The following is a 16,370-nucleotide window of genomic DNA, read 5'->3' as shown; positions in this document are numbered from 1 at the left end:
GGTAAAATGTACCAGATGGTTACCATGGTCAATTGAACGGCGTTGCCTCCGACGTTTTATGTTCGGTGATCGCACAGATCAAGAATTGCAGCCACAAAAAAGCCGTCATCACGACGGCTTCCTGGTCTCTGGCATTCGCCATCAACGCCGAGACAGCAACACCCCGGACTCCATGTGATGCGTCCACGGGAACTGATCGAACATCGCGCAGCGGGTGATGCAGTGCGTGTCGTGCAGTTGGGCGATATTGGCCGCCAGGGTTTCCGGGTTGCAGGAGATGTACAGGATGTTGTCGAAGCGCCGGGTCAGCTCGCAGGTGTCCGGGTCCATGCCGGCGCGCGGCGGGTCGACAAACACACTGCCGAACTCGTAGCTCTTCAGGTCGATGCCCTGCAGGCGCCGGAACGGGCGCACTTCGTTGAGTGCTTCGGTCAGCTCTTCGGCGGACAGACGTACCAGCGTGACGTTATCCACAGCGTTTTCGCTGAGGTTGCTCAGGGCGGCGTTGACCGAGGTCTTGCTGATCTCGGTGGCCAGCACGTTGCGCACGCGGGTGGCGAGCGGCAGGGTGAAGTTGCCGTTGCCGCAATACAGCTCCAGCAGATCGTCAGGACGATCGCCCAGTGCTTCGTAGGCCCAGTTGAGCATTTTCTGGTTCACCGTGCCGTTGGGCTGGGTGAACGCGCCTTCCGGCTGACGGTAGCTGAAGGTGCGACCGCCGACGTCGAGTTTCTCCACCACGTAATCGTGGCCGATCACTTCGCGCTTGCCCTTGGAACGCCCGATGACGCTGACGTTGAGATCAGCCGCCAACTTCGACGCGGCCGCATGCCAGTGCTCGTCCAGTGGACGGTGATAGCACAGGGTAATCATTGCATCGCCGGCCAGGGTGGTGAGGAATTCCACCTGGAACAGCTTGTGGCTCAGCGCTGCGCTGGCTTGCCACGCGGCCTTGAGCTGCGGCATCAACTGGTTGATGCGCAAGCTGGCAATCGGGAACTCTTCGATCAGGATCGGCGTGCGTTTGTCGTCCTGGGAGAACATCGCGTAGTGCCGCTCACCGGCCTCGCGCCACAGGCGAAATTCCGCGCGCAGGCGGAAGTTCTGCAGCGGCGAGTCGAACACGGTCGGCTCTGGTGCATCGAACGGGGCCAGCAGGTCGCGCAAACGCGTGACCTTGTCTTCGAGCTGAGTGGCGTAAGCCTGGGAATCGAAAGTCATGCGTTGAACCAACCCAACTTGATCACGAACAGAATCGACAGAATCACCAGCGCCGGGTTCAGCTCACGGGCGCGGCCCGACAGCAGCTTGATCACGGTCCAGGAGATGAAACCGAAAGCGATGCCGTTGGCGATCGAGTAAGTGAACGGCATCGCCAGCGCGGTGACCACGACCGGTGCGGCAACGGTGATGTCTTCCCAGTCTATTTCCGCCAGACCGGAAGTCATCAGCACGGCGACGAACAGCAGCGCCGGTGCGGTGGCGAATGCCGGAACGCTGGCCGCCAGTGGCGAGAAGAACAGCGCCAACAGGAACAGGATCGCCACGACGATCGCTGTCAGACCGGTACGGCCGCCGGCACTCACGCCCGCAGCGGATTCGATGTAGCTGGTGGTGGTCGAAGTACCCAGCAGCGAGCCGGCCATCGCCGCGGTGCTGTCGGCGATCAGTGCACGACCCATTTTCGGCATGTGGCCGTCCTTGCCCATCAGGCCGGCGCGCTTGGCGACGCCGATCAGGGTGCCGGAGTTGTCGAACAGGTCGACGAACAGGAAGGCGAAGATCACGCTGACCAGACCGATGTCCAGGGCGCCCTTGATGTCCAGTTGCATGAAGGTCGGGGCCAGCGAAGGTGGCATCGAGGTCACGCCGCCGAACGGGGTGAAGCCCATGGCGATGGAAATGATGGTCACCGCCAGAATGCCGATCAGCACTGCGCCGCGCACTTTCAGTGCTTCGAGAGCGACGATCAGGGCGAAGCCGAGGGTGGCAAGGATCGGGGCCGGGGCTTTCAGGTCACCGAGGCCGACCATGGTCGCCGGGTTGCTGACCACGATACCGGCGTTGTGCAGGGCGATCAGCGCCAGGAACAGGCCAATACCGGCGGCAATTGCCGAGCGCAGGGGCAGCGGGATGCTGTTGATGATCCATTCGCGGATGCGGAAGATCGACAGCAGGAAGAAGCACACCGCCGAGATGAACACCGCGCCCAGCGCCACTTGCCAGGTGTGGCCCATGTGCAGGACCACGGTGTAAGTGAAGAAGGCGTTCAGGCCCATGCCCGGGGCGAGGGCGATCGGGTAGTTGGCGATCAGGCCCATGATGGTCGAGCCGATGGCGGCTGCCAGACAGGTGGCGACGAACACCGCGCCTTTGTCCATGCCGGTCTCGCCGAGAATGCTCGGGTTGACGAACAGAATGTAGGCCATGGCCAGGAAAGTCGTGACGCCCGCCAGAATCTCGGTCCGCACGTTGGTGTTGTGTGCCTTGAGTTGAAACAGCCTTTCCAGCATGTCTGCTCCCCGTGGCGCGCGTGGCGCCGTGAATGTATCGACCTCAACAGCAAAGCACAGACCGTCGCAAGCGCCTGGGAATTTGTGGTGGGCCGGAAAAAGCCGCGCATCATACCAGCAGCGTGAGGAATATGGCGGTTGTTGGTGCCGAACGTCGTCGAAGTTTTGTAGCAGGGTTATCTGCGCCATACTGCACGCTGAATTTTTTGGGGAAACGCGATCACATGGGCAAGCGCTGGATGCAGGCTTTCGGGTTAATGGCAGGGCTGATGGCCGGGCCGACGGCGGTGCTGGCAGCCTCGGCGCCACCGTTGACCGAAGTGAAAGTGATCAAGGTCCAGTCGCCGGCCTGTGGCCTGGAAGACATTGGCGATAACCAGCCGCAAACCCAATGTAATCACAGCGGCCCGAGCATCAAGGTGTATGTGCTGGAAATCGGCTATGGCCAGAACCAGCCGCACGCCACGCTGGACGGTTTTGAAGTGAATGGCACCCGCGCCCCGGTGTGCGCTTTCGATACCGGCAATCTGACCGAATGCACCCCCGGCAGCAAAACGGTCGGCTCACTGTATACCTTCGATCTGGCGGGCAAGCAGGAAGGCACGTTCAGCTTCAGCAACACCTCGATCAACGCGCCACGCAACACGATGTCGACCCAGCTTTACATCAAGTAACGGCTGTCAGCAAACAGGCAGGGCAAAGCTGACTACGCTTTAAAGATCACTCAGCGGATGGCGCCCATGACCTTTAGAGCCCTGATTACCCTCGCCGAGGGCATCGATGATCTGCACAGCGTGACCCTGATCGACGTGCTGCGCCGCGCCGGCATTGAAGTGGTGGCGGCCAGCATCGAAGGCCGGCGCATGCTGACCTGCGCACGCGGTACGCGCCTGACGGCGGACGGCATGCTGGTCGATGTACTGGCGCAGACGTTTGACCTGATCGTCCTGCCCGGCGGGGTTGTCGGTTCTCAACATCTGGCGGCGCATCAGCCGCTGCAACAATTGCTCAAGGACCAGGCCAGCGCCGGACGCCTGTTCGCCGCCATCGCCGAAGCCCCGGCCATCGCTCTGCAAGCCGCTGGCGTGTTACGCCAGCGACGCATGACTTGCCTGCCAAGTGTCAGTCATCAACTGTCGGGCTGTACGTTTGTTGATCAACCGGTGGTGGTCGACGGCAATTGCATTACCGCCCAGGGCTCCGGCGCCGCACTGGACTTTGCCCTGATGTTGGTGGAGCAGCTTGGTGGCAAGGCATTGCGGGCGAAAGTGGCGGGGGATATGTTGGTTTGAGGAGTCTCAAACCTTCGCCTCCTCCACCGGCACATGCATCCGGTCGCGGTTGGCCAGGGTCGGGAACAGTTTGATCCACGTTCCGGTGACCACCAGTGTGCCGATCCCGCCCATCACCACGGCTGGGACGGTGCCGAACCAGTGTGCGGTGAGGCCGGATTCGAATTCGCCGAGCTGATTCGAGGCGCCGATGAACAGGCCGTTCACCGCGCTGACCCGGCCGCGCATTTCGTCCGGGGTTTCTAGTTGCACGAAGGAGGCGCGGATCACCATGCTGATCATGTCCGCCGCGCCGAGCACCACCAGCACCGCCAGTGAGAACCAGAACGAGGTCGACAGGCCGAAGGCGATGGTCGCCACGCCGAAGACGCCGACGGCGGTGAACATTACGCGCCCGACGTTGCGCTCGACGGCGAATCGCGCCAGAAACAGCGACATCCCCAGCGCGCCGACCGCAGGCGCCGAACGCAGCAGGCCCAGGCCCCACGGCCCGGTGAGCAGAATGTCCTTGGCGAACACCGGCAGCAACGCGGTGGCGCCGCCGAGCAGCACGGCGAACAAGTCCAGCGAGATCGCCCCAAGAATGTCCGGGCGGCTGCGAATGAAACGGATGCCCGCCAGCAACGAGTCGAGCGTGGCTTTGCCTTTGTTCAATGGCGTCTGTCGCGCGGGCAGGTTGAGCATCAAGGTGCAGGCGATGACGTAAAGCAACACCGTCGGGCCGTAGACCCAGACACTGCCAAACGCGTAAAGCAAGCCACCGAGGGCCGGGGCGACGATGGTGGCTGACTGTTGAGCCGATTGCGCTGCGGCGACCGCGCGTGGAAACAGGGCGCTGGGCACGATACTTGGCAGGAGCGCCTGGGTAGTCGGCAGCTCGAAGGAGCGCGCGCCGCCGAGCAGGAAGGCGAGGACGAAGATCATTTCCCGGGTCACGTGATCGGTCGCACTGCCGATGGCCAGTGCCAAGGCAATCAACGCCTGCAACGACTGACAGATCGCCGCCACCCGGCGCCGGTCATAGCGGTCGGCGACGTGACCGGTGTGCAGCATGAACAGCACCCGTGGCGCGAATTCCACCAGACCGACCAGGCCCAGGTCGAGCACGTTGCCGGTCAACTGATACAGATTCCAGCCGATCGCCACCGTGAGCATCTGAAAGCCGCTGGCGGTGAAGATCCGGGCGAACCAGAACGCGAGAAACGGACGATGGTGACGTAACAGCAGGGGCTCTTGGCTGGGCATCTGAAGGCAGGTCTGGCTCGGGGCGGAAGGGTGAGGTTATCACCAGTCTGTAACAGGAAGTTGCCATGACGAAAAATTTAGTTAGCCAAACATCGATTATCCGGGTACCCCATTCTCTGTGGCGAGGGAGCTTGCTCCCGCCGGGTCGCGAAGCGGCCCCAACGCAGCGAAATCATACCTTCGGGCAAGCGCTGGAAAACCTTTTTACGACCGCTGCGCAGCCGAGCGGGAGCAAGCTCCCTCGCCACAGGACGGTTTTCTGGATCTGGGGGATGTATTTCAGAGCGTTACTCAGGCGCTGAGGCAACTTGTCACGCGGCAAACGACCACGCCGTTCTTCGTCGGAAATGGGACTACTCTTTTAACGTTGCTTGATCCAGATCAAGACCCTCCCGGGCCATGGTCTGGTGGCCCGACGGCCAGACTCCCTGCGTTGCGATGGTTATTAAAAAAGAACGAATCAGAATTCGCCGCACTCGATATCCGTGGGGGCAGTAGGTGCAGGGGCCACAAGCCCCATCGCCGGTATTACCTGACAGAGGAAGACTTATGTTCGGTTTAGAGGCGCTCGATCTCGCCCGAATTCAGTTCGCATTTACCATCTCGTTCCACATCCTGTTCCCGGCCATCACCATTGGTCTGGCGAGCTACCTGGCGGTGCTCGAAGGGCTGTGGTTGAAAACCCATAACGACACCTACCGAGACCTGTACCACTTCTGGTCGAAGATCTTTGCCGTCAACTTCGGCATGGGGGTGGTCTCTGGTCTGGTCATGGCCTACCAGTTTGGTACCAACTGGAGCCGTTTCTCGGACTTCGCCGGTTCCGTCACCGGACCGTTGCTGACCTATGAGGTGCTCACCGCGTTCTTCCTTGAGGCCGGTTTCCTCGGGGTGATGCTGTTCGGCTGGAACAAGGTCGGACGAAAACTGCACTTTTTCTCCACGGTGATGGTGGCGATCGGCACGCTGATCTCGACGTTCTGGATTCTCGCGTCCAACAGCTGGATGCAGACGCCGCAAGGCTTCGAGATCGTCAACGGTCAAGTGATCCCGACCGACTGGCTGGCCATCGTGTTCAACCCCTCGTTCCCGTATCGCCTGATGCACATGGCGACGGCGGCGTTCGTCGCCACGGCGTTCTTCGTCGGCTCGTCAGCGGCCTGGCACTTGCTGCGCGGCAGGGACAACCCGGCGATCCGCACCATGCTGTCGATGGCGATGTGGATGGCACTGATCGTCGCGCCGATCCAGGCCGTGATCGGCGACTTCCACGGCCTCAACACCCTTGAGCACCAGCCGGCGAAAATCGCCGCAATCGAAGGCCATTGGGAAAACAAAGGCAACGAAGCGACGCCGTTGATCCTGTTCGGCTGGCCGGACATGAAAGAAGAGAAAACCAAATTCGCCGTGGAGATCCCGTACCTCGGCAGCCTGATCCTGACCCACTCGCTGGACAAGCAGGTGCCGGCGCTCAAGGAGTTCCCGCCAGAAGACCGGCCAAACTCGACCATCGTGTTCTGGTCGTTCCGGGTCATGGTCGGCCTCGGTTTCCTGATGATCTTCACCGGTCTGTGGAGCCTGTGGCTGCGCAAGCGCGACACGCTCTACACCTCACGCCCGTTCCTGTATCTGGCGTTGTGGATGGGGCCGTCCGGCCTGATCGCGATCCTCGCTGGCTGGTTCACCACTGAAATCGGTCGGCAGCCGTGGGTGGTCTACGGGCTGATGCGCACGGCGGATGCTTCGTCCAATCACAGCTTCATGCAGATGAGCATCACCCTGATCATGTTCGTTGTGGTGTATTTCGCGCTGTTCGGTGCGGGGCTCGGCTACATGATGCGCCTGGTGCGCAAAGGGCCGAAAACTGACGAAGGCAAGGAGACCAACGAAGGGGGTCCCGGCCAGAAACGCACCCCGGCGCGGCCGTTGTCCGCCGCCGATGACGAAGGCGCCGACGCTGACTCGCCGCGCAGCCTGGAAAAGGAGATTTGACTCATGGGTATTGATCTTCCGCTGATCTGGGCCGTGATCATCATCTTCGGCATCATGATGTACGTGGTCATGGACGGTTTCGACCTGGGGATCGGGATTCTCTTCCCGTTCATCCCGGGCAAGACCGACCGTGACGTGATGATGAACACTGTCGCCCCGGTGTGGGACGGCAATGAAACCTGGCTGGTATTGGGCGGCGCGGCGTTGTTTGGCGCGTTCCCGCTGGCCTATTCGGTGGTGCTGTCGGCGCTGTACCTGCCGCTGATCTTCATGCTGATCGGGTTGATTTTTCGCGGCGTGGCATTCGAGTTCCGCTTCAAGGCCAAGGACGACAAACGTCACCTGTGGGACAAGGCGTTCATCGGCGGTTCGGTGGCGGCGACGTTCTTCCAGGGCGTGGCACTCGGGGCGTTCATCGACGGTTTGCCGGTGGTCAATCGACAATACACCGGCGGTTCACTGGACTGGCTGACACCGTTCACCCTGTTCTGCGGCGCCGCGCTGGTGGTGGCCTATGCCTTGCTCGGCTGTACCTGGTTGATCATGAAGACCGAAGGCAAGTTGCAGGAGCAGATGCACAACCTGGCGCGGCCGCTGGCCTTCGTGCTGCTGGCCGTAATCGGTATCGTCAGCCTGTGGACGCCGCTGGCCCACCCGGAAATTGCCACTCGCTGGTTCAGCATGCCGAACCTGTTCTGGTTCATGCCGGTGCCGATTCTGGTGCTGGTCACCTTGTACGGGCTGATCCGCGCGGTGGCGCGCAACGCCAACTACATGCCGTTTTTGCTGACCCTGGTGCTGATTTTCCTCGGCTACAGCGGTCTGGGCATCAGCCTGTGGCCGAACATCGTGCCGCCGTCGATCTCGATCTGGGACGCCGCCGCACCGCCGCAGAGCCAGGGCTTCATGCTGGTTGGTACGCTGTTCATCATTCCGTTCATCCTGGGTTACACCTTCTGGAGCTACTACGTGTTCCGCGGCAAGGTCACCCATGAAGACGGTTACCACTGATCTCTCGCTCTGCTCACCCTGTGAGAGCAAGCCGGCTCGCGGTGGCGTCCTCAGCGACGCCATCGCCCAAGAGGAACAATGCAATGAACGGCAAACATTCCCTGCACGAGATTGAAGAAGCCGAAAAAAAGCCGCTGTGGCAGCGGCTCGGCTGGTTGGCCCTGATCTGGATCGGCAGCGTCGGCGCGCTGTTCATTGCCGCCAGCCTGATGCGCCTGTTCATGAACGCGGCCGGCCTTACCACACACTGAAACATCCCGTCCCGCTGCCCTTGGGCACGGTTTTATGACCCTCTGTACCGCGGAGGGTTTTTTTTGCCTGACGCTTTACTTGCGGGCTTTGAGAATCACGAATTTCGGTGTGGCTGCCACTTGCTCGACGCCACGGAACAGCCGCGCCAGCTTGCTGTGATAGCCCAGGTGCCGGTTGCCGACGATGTACAACGCACCGCCTACCACCAGCGCCTCGCGGGCCTGCTGGAACATGCGCCAGGCGAGGAAATCGCCGACCACTTGCTGCTGATGGAACGGCGGATTGCACAGCACCACGTCCAGCGATTGCGGCTCCTGTCCGGCCAGACCATCGCCGGCGCGCACGATCACTTCGCGCTCGCCGAGCGCGGCGCGCCAGTTTTCCGCAGCCGATTGCACGGCCATGAACGATTCGTCGACCAGCGTGTAGTGTGCGTCAGGGTTGTGCAGAGCACTGGCGATGGCCAGTACGCCGTTTCCGCAGCCAAGGTCGGCGACCCGGGCGCTGCCGAGGTTTTTGGGCAGGTGCGGGAGAAAGGCCCGGGTGCCGATATCCAGACCTTCACGGCAGAACACGTTGGCGTGGTTGAGCAACTCGATGGCCGGCTCGTCGAGCTGGTAGCGCGACGGGTAAGGCGAGGTCGCCGGGGCTTTGGCCTCGGGTGTCGCGATCAGCAGGCGAGCCTTTTTTACCGCCAGTGAAGCGTGTACCGGGCCAATGTAACGCTCCAGCAGATCACCGGCGGCGCGCGGCAAGTGTTTGACCATGGCCGCTGCCACCACTTCGGCGCCGGGGGCCAGTTGCCCTTGCAGGCGGATCAGTTGCTCTTCCAGCAGTGCGAGCGTCTTGGGGACGCGGATCAACACCTTGTCGAACGGCCCGGTCAACGGCTCACTCGCCGCAACGCCGCGCACCGCATCGAATGGCAGTCCGTTGCGTACCAGATTCTTTTCCAGACCCTGGAACGCGAGAAACGAATCGCCGCTGCTGCTGACCTGAACCTTGCCCACCAGACTCGCTGCCAAGGCCCCGAAGCTGTCATTGAGTACCAATACCCGAGTGTCTGCGGCCGGTTGTTGCGCGGCCAGATGATTGAGCAGGTACTCGTCAGCCGCGTCGAAGGCTTGCAGAGGTTCATTCTGCTGCTCGGGCTGGCGGATCAGGTCGAGTTGGGCAAAGGGCGTGTCGAGCAAAGGCATGGGGCGGGGACTCTGGATAATCAACGGGTGGCCCGCGGCCAAGGGAATATGCGGCGGAACCGTCCGAGTGCAATACGACGTCACTGCTCACGTCATCACTCGGGAAGGCCTCAAATGGTACGTTTTTTTCTGTTGAAATACCCGTGGCTTTTAGGCGGAGGGGGCGTCGAGAAGGCCACAGCGGCTGGCGGCGATGACGGCGGAGATTTTGTTGCAGACGTTCAGTTTGATAATCACGTTTTGCACGTGGTAATTCACGGTTCGTTCGCTCAGGCAGAGGATCCTGGCGATTTCATAGGCTGTTTTGCCGAGCGCCGAGAGCTTCAGCACTTCCAGTTCCCGCGGTGAAAGGTGCGGTTGTTGGGGTTTTTGCGGGGCTGTGGGCAGGGTTCTGGCAAACAGATCACTCAGATGACTGGTCGCGTAAAACATGTAGCCAAAATGCTCGTACAACTCGAGCGGGCTCAGAGGACCATTTTTCCTGACAAGGCTGAGCGTGCTGCACAGCCCGCTGGCTTCATGGTGAAACGACTGGGACCAGCCGTGGCGCAATCCATGTTCCTGTTGTGCGTCCCACAACTGTGGAGTTGGCGCAAACAACTTTTCGGTCCAGACAATCGGCAGCATTGACTGGTTGCAGTGTATGACTACCGGGTCAACTTTGCTGTAGCTTTTCTGTTCATAGAGATTATTCCATTCTTTGGGATAGTTATTGATTTGCAAGGCTTTAAAGTCAGCGTTCCGATTGTTTGATGTCAAAGAGATAGCACAAAAGTTGAAGCCTATGTTTTGAGCGAATCTCAGCAGGATCGGATAAGCGGTCTCTATTTCTCTCGCGAAAGTCAGTTGCTTTAATTGCGACTCCTTCCACATTTCCATCACAAACTCTCCGTGAGTCGTTTTACGCGCTGGGCTGTTTGGATCCAATGAATCCATCACGCAACCGAGTGTAGGACATGTCCTACAGTTGGCGTTGAACTTTTTTGCTCTTTGCAGAGAAGTTTGATTGCAATAATGTTATTAGTCCGTAGTAGAGCGTTGTATTCAAGGTGTCATTCAATTTCAGATTGAGATATGAAAGTTTCTCCATTGGTTGTATCTGGGTTTGTTTCTCATTGGCTTCGCTAAATGAAAAGACATTACAAAAACAGTGGTGTTTACAGTGTCAGTTTGCGCGAAACTGTCTGGGTTCTTTACAGTGGAGTGGCCCATGACTGTCAGTGCAGAAAAGTTTACTGCCCAGACCTTGCTCGACGTGCAGCCCTTGACCCCCAGCCTGTTCACCTTGCGCACCACGCGCGATACGGGTTTCAGGTTCCGCGCAGGACAATTCGCCCGCTTGGGCGTGACCAAGGCGGATGGCAGCACGGTGTGGCGTGCCTACTCGATGGTTTCTTCACCCTTCGACGAGTTTCTCGAGTTCTTCTCTATTGTGGTGCCGGGTGGCGAATTCACCAGTGAACTGAGCCGGTTGCAGGTCGGCGATACCGTGCTGGTGGAGCGCCAGGCCTTTGGATACCTGACGCCGGATCGTTTTGTCGACGGCCGGGATCTGTGGTTGTTATCCACAGGGACCGGCGTGGCGCCGTTTCTGTCGGTCCTGCAGGATTTCGAAGTGTGGGAGCGTTTCGAGCGAATTATTCTGGTGTACAGCGTGCGCGAGGCAAGGGAGCTGGCCTATCAATCATTGATCGCTGAGCTTTCCACACGTGATTACCTGGCAGAGCATGCCCATAAATTACGGTTCATCCCCACGGTTACCCGCGAACGCTGGCCTGGCGCCTTGCACGGTCGCATCACCACGTTGATCGAAAGCGGCGAACTGGAACGTGAGGCCGGCGTGGAACTGACCCCCGAGCACTCGCGCGTCATGCTTTGCGGCAATCCGCAGATGATTGATGACACCCGCGCGTTGTTGAAGAAACGCCACATGAGCCTGAGCCTGGCGCGGCGGCCCGGTCAGGTGGCGGTGGAAAATTACTGGTAAAAAAAAACGGCGCCATCAGGCGCCGTTTTCATTCATGAAGCCGTCAAGGCCGATTGTTCTGCGCCTTGAGCAGATCGCGGATCTCGCCGAGCAACTCTTCTTCTTTGGTTGGAACCGGCGGCAGGGAAGGGGCCACGGCTTCTTCGCGTTTCAGGCGGTTGATGGCTTTCACACCCATGAAGATCGCAAAGGCGACGATCACGAAGTCCAGAATGCTCTGAATGAATTTACCGTAAGCCAGTACCACGGCTGGGGCGTTGCCCTCGGCGGCTTTCAGCGTGATGGCCAGATCACTGAAGTCCACCCCACCGATCAACAGGCCGATTGGCGGCATGATCACGTCGCCGACAAACGACGAAACGATTTTGCCGAAGGCTGCACCGATGATGATACCGACGGCCATGTCGACCACATTGCCTTTGACCGCGAAGGCCTTGAACTCACTTAGCACGCCCATAGGTTATTTCCTTGTTACAGATGAGGTTGGTGTACGCAGTGTAAATCAGCAAAACGCGTCCTGCGCGAAACACCTTCTTACAATGCCCGTTTTTATCGACACATGAATCAACGATTAGTTTGCAAAGTGCCACTAATCGCGCGCGAAATACGCCGTAAAACGCTGATCACAAAGCCATTTTTTTCAATCGTCGAGTTACGAACTTTCTATTTATGTTCACCGCCATAGCCCTCTAGCCTCTGGTTTGCGCACCTGGATGCGCCCAAAAAAACCAGAGGAACCTGATATGAACTCCACTCTTGGACTGGGGGCTTTTCCCCATCGCCGTACTTTCGGCGTGCTGGCCGCCAGCTTGCTGACTTTCTCCGTGCACGCTGCACCCCTGACCCGTGATAACGGTGCCGCGGTCGGCGACAACCAGAATTCGCAGACCGCCGGTGCCACCGGCCCGGTGTTGCTGCAGGATGTGCAACTGATCCAGAAGCTCCAGCGTTTTGACCGTGAGCGCATTCCCGAGCGCGTGGTGCATGCCCGCGGCACCGGGGCTCACGGGACCTTCACCGTGACCAACGACCTCAGCGATTTGAGCAAGGCCAAAGTATTCGCCGCTGGCCAGGTCACACCGGTGTTCGTGCGTTTCTCCGCCGTGGTGCATGGCAACCACTCTCCGGAAACCCTGCGTGATCCACGGGGTTTTGCCACCAAGTTCTACACCGCCGATGGCAACTGGGATCTGGTGGGCAACAACTTCCCGACCTTCTTCATCCGCGATGCGATCAAGTTCCCGGACATGGTTCACGCCTTCAAACCCGATCCACGCACCAACCTGGACGATGACTCGCGTCGTTTCGACTTCTTCTCCCACGTGCCGGAAGCCACTCGCACGCTGACCGAGCTGTATTCCAATTCGGGTACTCCAGCCAGTTATCGGGAGATGGACGGTAATGGCGTGCATGCCTACAAGTTGGTGAACGCCAAAGGCGAAGTGCACTATGTGAAGTTCCACTGGAAAAGTTTGCAGGGCATCAAAAACCTGACACCTGAACAAGTCGAGAAAGTTCAGGGCAAGGATTACAGTCATATGACTAATGATCTGGTCAGTCATATCAACAAGGGTGATTTCCCGAAATGGGACTTGTACATCCAAGTGCTGAATCCACAAGATTTGTCCAAGTTTGATTTCGATCCATTGGACGCTACCAAAATCTGGCCGAATGTTCCTGAGCGAAAAGTTGGACAAATGGTGTTGAACCGTAATCCGGCCAATGTATTCCAGGAAACCGAACAAGTTGCGATGGCCCCGGCCAATGTGGTGCCGGGTATCGAACCTTCGGAAGATCGTCTGTTGCAAGGCCGAGTGTTCTCTTATGCCGATACGCAAATGTATCGTCTGGGAGCCAATGCTCTGCAGTTGCCGATCAACGCGCCCAAAGTTGCCGTCAACAATGGCAATCAGGACGGTGCGATGAACTTCGGTGCTACGCAGTCTGGCGTGAACTATCAGCCAAGCCGCCTGCAACCGCGTGAAGAGCAGCAAAGTGCGCGTTACAGCCAGCTGGCGCTGTCCGGCAGCACCCAGCAGGCGAAGATTCAGCGCGAGCAGAACTTCAAGCAGGCCGGTGATCTGTACCGCTCGTTCAGCCAGCAGGAACGTCAGGACCTGATTGCCAGCTTCGGCGGCTCGTTGGCCACCACCGATGACGAGAGCAAGCACATCATCCTGTCCTTCCTTTATAAGGCCGATCCGGAATACGGCACTGGCGTGACGAAAGTGGCCAAGGGTGACCTGAGCCGGGTCAAGGCGCTGGCAGCGAAACTGGTCGACTGATCTCGACGCCATGCAACGCGGGGCCTGATGCAGGCCCCGTTCTGCTCAAGGAGAAGGCTGATGCGATTTTGTCTGTTATTGCTGCTCGGTTGCCTGTCATGTACAGCGCTGGCCGAACAGAACCCCGAGGCGATCAAGGCCCAGTTGCAGGATTACTATTTCGATGCGGCCCGGCGTGGTGATGTGCCGATGCTCGAGACCTTCATCGAGTCCGGTTATTCCCTCGATACCCGCGACAGCAAGGGCTACACCGCACTGATTCTGGCGGCGTATCACGGCCAGGGTGCGGCAGTTGAGCGATTGCTGGTGGCAGGTGCTGATGCCTGTGCGCAGGATCAACGCGGCAACACGGCGCTGATGGGCGCGATTTTCAAGGGCGAGATCCAGATCGCCCGCCGCCTGATGGCCACCGATTGCAGCCCCGATCAACGTAATGGCGCAGGCCAGACGGCGGCGATGTACGCCGGGTTGTTCAAGCGCATCGAACTGCTCGACGCGCTCAAGGCCAAGGGCGCCGACCTCAATGCCGAGGATCCGCTGGGCAATAGCGCCGCGCGTCTGGCCAACGGCGAAATCCGCACCGCCGTGCCGCGCTGAGCGGTGGCTGCGTTATCATCGCGGTTTTTGCCGGGGGATCCAGATGGCCAAGGCCAAGCGCATGTACGGCTGCACCGAATGCGGCGCAACCTTTCCCAAATGGGCGGGCCAGTGCGGCGAGTGCGGCGCCTGGAATACCCTGACCGAAACCATGATCGAGAGCGGCGGCGCCACGGCGCCCACCGGGCGTACCGGCTGGGCCGGGCAGCAGGCGCAGATCAAGACCCTGGCCGAAGTCAGCATCGAAGAGATTCCGCGTTTCTCTACCGCGTCCGGTGAGCTGGACCGGGTCCTGGGTGGCGGTCTGGTCGACGGCTCGGTGGTATTGATCGGCGGTGACCCGGGCATCGGCAAGTCGACGATCCTGTTGCAGACACTGTGCAACCTCGCCAAGAGCATGCCGGCGCTGTACGTCACCGGCGAAGAATCGCAGCAACAAGTGGCCATGCGTGCCCGCCGTCTCGGACTGCCGCAGGATCAACTGCGGGTGATGACCGAAACCTGCATCGAAACCATCATCGCCACCGCCCGCCAGGAAAAACCCAAGGTGATGGTGATCGACTCGATCCAGACCATTTTCACCGAACAGCTGCAATCAGCGCCGGGTGGTGTATCGCAAGTGCGTGAGAGTGCGGCGTTGCTGGTGCGGTATGCCAAGCAGAGCGGCACGGCGATTTTTCTCGTCGGTCACGTCACCAAGGAAGGCGCGCTCGCCGGCCCGCGAGTCCTGGAGCACATGGTCGATACCGTGCTGTATTTCGAAGGTGAATCGGACGGGCGTTTGCGCTTGCTGCGGGCGGTGAAAAACCGTTTCGGCGCGGTCAACGAACTCGGCGTCTTCGGCATGACCGACAAGGGCCTGAAAGAAGTCTCCAACCCGTCGGCGATTTTTCTCACCCGTGCCCAAGAGGAAGTCCCGGGCAGTGTGGTCATGGCCACGTGGGAAGGCACGCGGCCGATGCTGGTGGAAGTGCAGGCGCTGGTCGATGACAGTCATCTGGCCAACCCGCGCCGGGTCACCCTGGGTCTGGACCAGAATCGTCTGGCGATGTTGCTGGCGGTATTGCATCGGCACGGCGGCATCCCGACCCACGATCAGGACGTGTTCCTCAACGTGGTCGGCGGGGTGAAGGTGCTGGAAACCGCGTCCGACCTGGCGTTGATGGCGGCGGTGATGTCGAGCCTGCGCAACCGGCCGCTGCCGCATGATCTGCTGGTGTTTGGCGAGGTCGGTTTGTCCGGCGAGGTACGCCCGGTGCCGAGCGGTCAGGAGCGCTTGAAGGAAGCGGCCAAGCATGGCTTCAAACGCGCAATTGTGCCCAAAGGCAATGCGCCGAAAGAGGCGCCGGCGGGACTGCAGATCATTGCCGTGACCCGGTTGGAGCAGGCGCTCGACGCACTGTTCGAATAGCTGCCATTCCCTTGATTGAATGAAAACCTGTGGTGAGGGGATTTATCCCCGATGGGCTGCGCAGCAGACCCGGATTTATCGGGGCCGCTCCGTGCCCCATCGGGGATAAATCCCCTCACCACAAGAGTGTTCCCACAGGTTGATTTTGGGGGCTAGATTTCGATCAGAGCGCCCAGTTCGCGCTCCAGTTCGGCCTCATCCGCCAGATTCAGTTCGATCAACCGCCGCAAGCGCTGGATCGATTCCAGGCTGATATGCCGGCAGACAAACCCCAGTTGGCCGTGATCCTCATGGGCCAGATGCACATCCATTTGAATATCCACGTCATCGCTCAGATGAATGTCGACGAAGAAATCCTGCTCCTTGTCCCCGAGCCACGGCTCCGGCCGTTCGATCAGCAGCCCCTTGAGGGACAGATCGATCAACTTCACCGGCCAGATGAATTGGCCCTGACTCAGCTCGGTTCTGGCATCGAACGCAATACGTTTGAAGCGACGGCGATTGGCTGGTTGTTCGCTCATGGCGCAATCCTCGGAAGCGTTCGCTGACTATAGACCCGACCGGCGGGTGGCTGCCAATCGACAAG

Annotated in this window: 16 protein-coding genes; 9 read left to right on the top strand and 7 right to left on the bottom strand. The window is 59.8% G+C overall.

Annotated elements, in window-relative coordinates:
- Positions 1-141: 141 nt before the first annotated feature.
- Positions 142-1,221, bottom strand: a complete 1,080-nt coding sequence (gene trmA, locus B1722_RS13550; protein ID WP_086792887.1) for a tRNA (uridine(54)-C5)-methyltransferase TrmA — start codon at positions 1,219-1,221, stop codon at positions 142-144.
- The gene (locus B1722_RS13545; protein WP_007963748.1) at positions 1,218-2,513 is read right to left on the bottom strand and encodes an NCS2 family permease; all 1,296 of its coding nucleotides are present in this window, start codon (positions 2,511-2,513) and stop codon (positions 1,218-1,220) included. The genes trmA and B1722_RS13545 overlap by 4 nt, the downstream gene beginning before the upstream one ends.
- A 224-nt stretch (positions 2,514-2,737) precedes the next feature.
- Between B1722_RS13545 and B1722_RS13540 the strand changes: the two genes are divergently transcribed.
- Positions 2,738-3,187: a DUF4879 domain-containing protein gene (locus B1722_RS13540; protein WP_041065194.1), complete on the top strand. Its 450-nt coding sequence runs from the start codon at positions 2,738-2,740 to the stop codon at positions 3,185-3,187.
- A 66-nt stretch (positions 3,188-3,253) separates the two neighbouring features.
- On the top strand, positions 3,254-3,805 hold the full coding sequence (locus B1722_RS13535) for a DJ-1 family glyoxalase III (RefSeq protein ID WP_041065197.1): 552 nt from the start codon (positions 3,254-3,256) through the stop codon (positions 3,803-3,805).
- A gap of 6 nt (positions 3,806-3,811) precedes the next feature.
- Here B1722_RS13535 and B1722_RS13530 read toward each other — a convergent pair whose 3' ends face one another.
- On the bottom strand, positions 3,812-5,050 hold the full coding sequence (locus B1722_RS13530) for an MFS transporter (protein WP_041065200.1): 1,239 nt from the start codon (positions 5,048-5,050) through the stop codon (positions 3,812-3,814).
- A 549-nt stretch (positions 5,051-5,599) separates the two neighbouring features.
- Between B1722_RS13530 and B1722_RS13525 the strand changes: the two genes are divergently transcribed.
- From B1722_RS13525 to B1722_RS13515, 3 genes are all read left to right on the top strand, one after another.
- Positions 5,600-7,042, top strand: coding sequence for a cytochrome ubiquinol oxidase subunit I (locus B1722_RS13525; protein ID WP_041065206.1), 1,443 nt, complete (start codon positions 5,600-5,602; stop codon positions 7,040-7,042).
- A gap of 3 nt (positions 7,043-7,045) precedes the next feature.
- Entirely contained in the window at positions 7,046-8,053 is a 1,008-nt protein-coding gene (gene cydB / locus B1722_RS13520) for a cytochrome d ubiquinol oxidase subunit II (protein WP_086792885.1), read from the top strand.
- Between the two features lie 83 nt (positions 8,054-8,136).
- Positions 8,137-8,304, top strand: coding sequence for a DUF2474 domain-containing protein (locus B1722_RS13515; protein WP_007963754.1), 168 nt, complete (start codon positions 8,137-8,139; stop codon positions 8,302-8,304).
- A 75-nt stretch (positions 8,305-8,379) separates the two neighbouring features.
- On the opposite strand, the gene B1722_RS13510 is transcribed toward B1722_RS13515, so the two are convergent.
- Together B1722_RS13510 and B1722_RS13505 are read right to left on the bottom strand one after the other, a co-directional pair.
- Positions 8,380-9,504 carry a class I SAM-dependent methyltransferase gene (locus B1722_RS13510; protein ID WP_041065209.1) on the bottom strand — a complete coding sequence of 375 codons (1,125 nt, stop codon included), beginning with the start codon at positions 9,502-9,504 and terminating at the stop codon, positions 8,380-8,382.
- 150 nt (positions 9,505-9,654) lie between these two features.
- A complete protein-coding gene (locus B1722_RS13505; protein ID WP_041065211.1) occupies positions 9,655-10,383 on the bottom strand; it encodes an autoinducer binding domain-containing protein in 729 nt (242 codons plus the stop codon).
- Between the two features lie 331 nt (positions 10,384-10,714).
- Between B1722_RS13505 and B1722_RS13500 the strand changes: the two genes are divergently transcribed.
- Complete coding sequence (locus B1722_RS13500; protein WP_086792883.1) at positions 10,715-11,491, top strand: ferredoxin--NADP reductase; 777 nt, start codon at positions 10,715-10,717, stop codon at positions 11,489-11,491.
- Positions 11,492-11,534: 43 nt separating this feature from the next.
- Here B1722_RS13500 and mscL read toward each other — a convergent pair whose 3' ends face one another.
- Complete coding sequence (mscL, locus tag B1722_RS13495) at positions 11,535-11,948, bottom strand: large-conductance mechanosensitive channel protein MscL (protein ID WP_007963760.1); 414 nt, start codon at positions 11,946-11,948, stop codon at positions 11,535-11,537.
- A gap of 286 nt (positions 11,949-12,234) precedes the next feature.
- Here mscL and katB point away from each other — a divergent pair, with 286 nt between their 5' ends.
- Genes katB through radA form a run of 3 tightly spaced genes read left to right on the top strand, consistent with a single transcriptional unit; the run spans position 12,235 to position 15,784 of the window.
- A complete protein-coding gene (katB, locus tag B1722_RS13490) occupies positions 12,235-13,776 on the top strand; it encodes a catalase KatB (RefSeq protein ID WP_041065216.1) in 1,542 nt (513 codons plus the stop codon).
- Between the two features lie 60 nt (positions 13,777-13,836).
- Complete coding sequence (locus tag B1722_RS13485; protein WP_041065218.1) at positions 13,837-14,373, top strand: ankyrin repeat domain-containing protein; 537 nt, start codon at positions 13,837-13,839, stop codon at positions 14,371-14,373.
- Positions 14,374-14,416: 43 nt separating this feature from the next.
- On the top strand, positions 14,417-15,784 hold the full coding sequence (gene radA, locus B1722_RS13480) for a DNA repair protein RadA (protein ID WP_003228407.1): 1,368 nt from the start codon (positions 14,417-14,419) through the stop codon (positions 15,782-15,784).
- A 152-nt stretch (positions 15,785-15,936) separates the two neighbouring features.
- Here radA and B1722_RS13475 read toward each other — a convergent pair whose 3' ends face one another.
- Positions 15,937-16,305 carry a PilZ domain-containing protein gene (locus B1722_RS13475; protein WP_041065221.1) on the bottom strand — a complete coding sequence of 123 codons (369 nt, stop codon included), beginning with the start codon at positions 16,303-16,305 and terminating at the stop codon, positions 15,937-15,939.
- Between the last annotated feature and the right edge of the window lie 65 nt (positions 16,306-16,370).

The sequence above is a fragment of the Pseudomonas sp. SCPG-7 genome, assembly GCF_002156405.1.
In the GTDB taxonomy this organism is placed as follows: domain Bacteria; phylum Pseudomonadota; class Gammaproteobacteria; order Pseudomonadales; family Pseudomonadaceae; genus Aquipseudomonas; species Aquipseudomonas parakoreensis.
This window is presented reverse-complemented; position numbering and strand designations above follow the sequence as displayed.

What these genes read in the sequence shown, in the direction of transcription:
- B1722_RS13540 (WP_041065194.1), top strand. Translation starts at nt 2,738, where the DNA reads ATGGGCAAGCGCTGGATGCAGGCTTTCGGGTTAATGGCAGGGCTGATG.
- B1722_RS13485 (WP_041065218.1), top strand. Translation starts at nt 13,837, where the DNA reads ATGCGATTTTGTCTGTTATTGCTGCTCGGTTGCCTGTCATGTACAGCG.
- trmA (WP_086792887.1), bottom strand. Translation starts at nt 1,221, where the DNA reads ATGACTTTCGATTCCCAGGCTTACGCCACTCAGCTCGAAGACAAGGTC.
- B1722_RS13530 (WP_041065200.1), bottom strand. Translation starts at nt 5,050, where the DNA reads ATGCCCAGCCAAGAGCCCCTGCTGTTACGTCACCATCGTCCGTTTCTC.
- B1722_RS13500 (WP_086792883.1), top strand. Translation starts at nt 10,715, where the DNA reads ATGACTGTCAGTGCAGAAAAGTTTACTGCCCAGACCTTGCTCGACGTG.
- B1722_RS13525 (WP_041065206.1), top strand. Translation starts at nt 5,600, where the DNA reads ATGTTCGGTTTAGAGGCGCTCGATCTCGCCCGAATTCAGTTCGCATTT.
- B1722_RS13475 (WP_041065221.1), bottom strand. Translation starts at nt 16,305, where the DNA reads ATGAGCGAACAACCAGCCAATCGCCGTCGCTTCAAACGTATTGCGTTC.
- radA (WP_003228407.1), top strand. Translation starts at nt 14,417, where the DNA reads ATGGCCAAGGCCAAGCGCATGTACGGCTGCACCGAATGCGGCGCAACC.
- katB (WP_041065216.1), top strand. Translation starts at nt 12,235, where the DNA reads ATGAACTCCACTCTTGGACTGGGGGCTTTTCCCCATCGCCGTACTTTC.
- mscL (WP_007963760.1), bottom strand. Translation starts at nt 11,948, where the DNA reads ATGGGCGTGCTAAGTGAGTTCAAGGCCTTCGCGGTCAAAGGCAATGTG.
- cydB (WP_086792885.1), top strand. Translation starts at nt 7,046, where the DNA reads ATGGGTATTGATCTTCCGCTGATCTGGGCCGTGATCATCATCTTCGGC.
- B1722_RS13515 (WP_007963754.1), top strand. Translation starts at nt 8,137, where the DNA reads ATGAACGGCAAACATTCCCTGCACGAGATTGAAGAAGCCGAAAAAAAG.
- B1722_RS13505 (WP_041065211.1), bottom strand. Translation starts at nt 10,383, where the DNA reads ATGGAAATGTGGAAGGAGTCGCAATTAAAGCAACTGACTTTCGCGAGA.
- B1722_RS13545 (WP_007963748.1), bottom strand. Translation starts at nt 2,513, where the DNA reads ATGCTGGAAAGGCTGTTTCAACTCAAGGCACACAACACCAACGTGCGG.
- B1722_RS13535 (WP_041065197.1), top strand. Translation starts at nt 3,254, where the DNA reads ATGACCTTTAGAGCCCTGATTACCCTCGCCGAGGGCATCGATGATCTG.
- B1722_RS13510 (WP_041065209.1), bottom strand. Translation starts at nt 9,504, where the DNA reads ATGCCTTTGCTCGACACGCCCTTTGCCCAACTCGACCTGATCCGCCAG.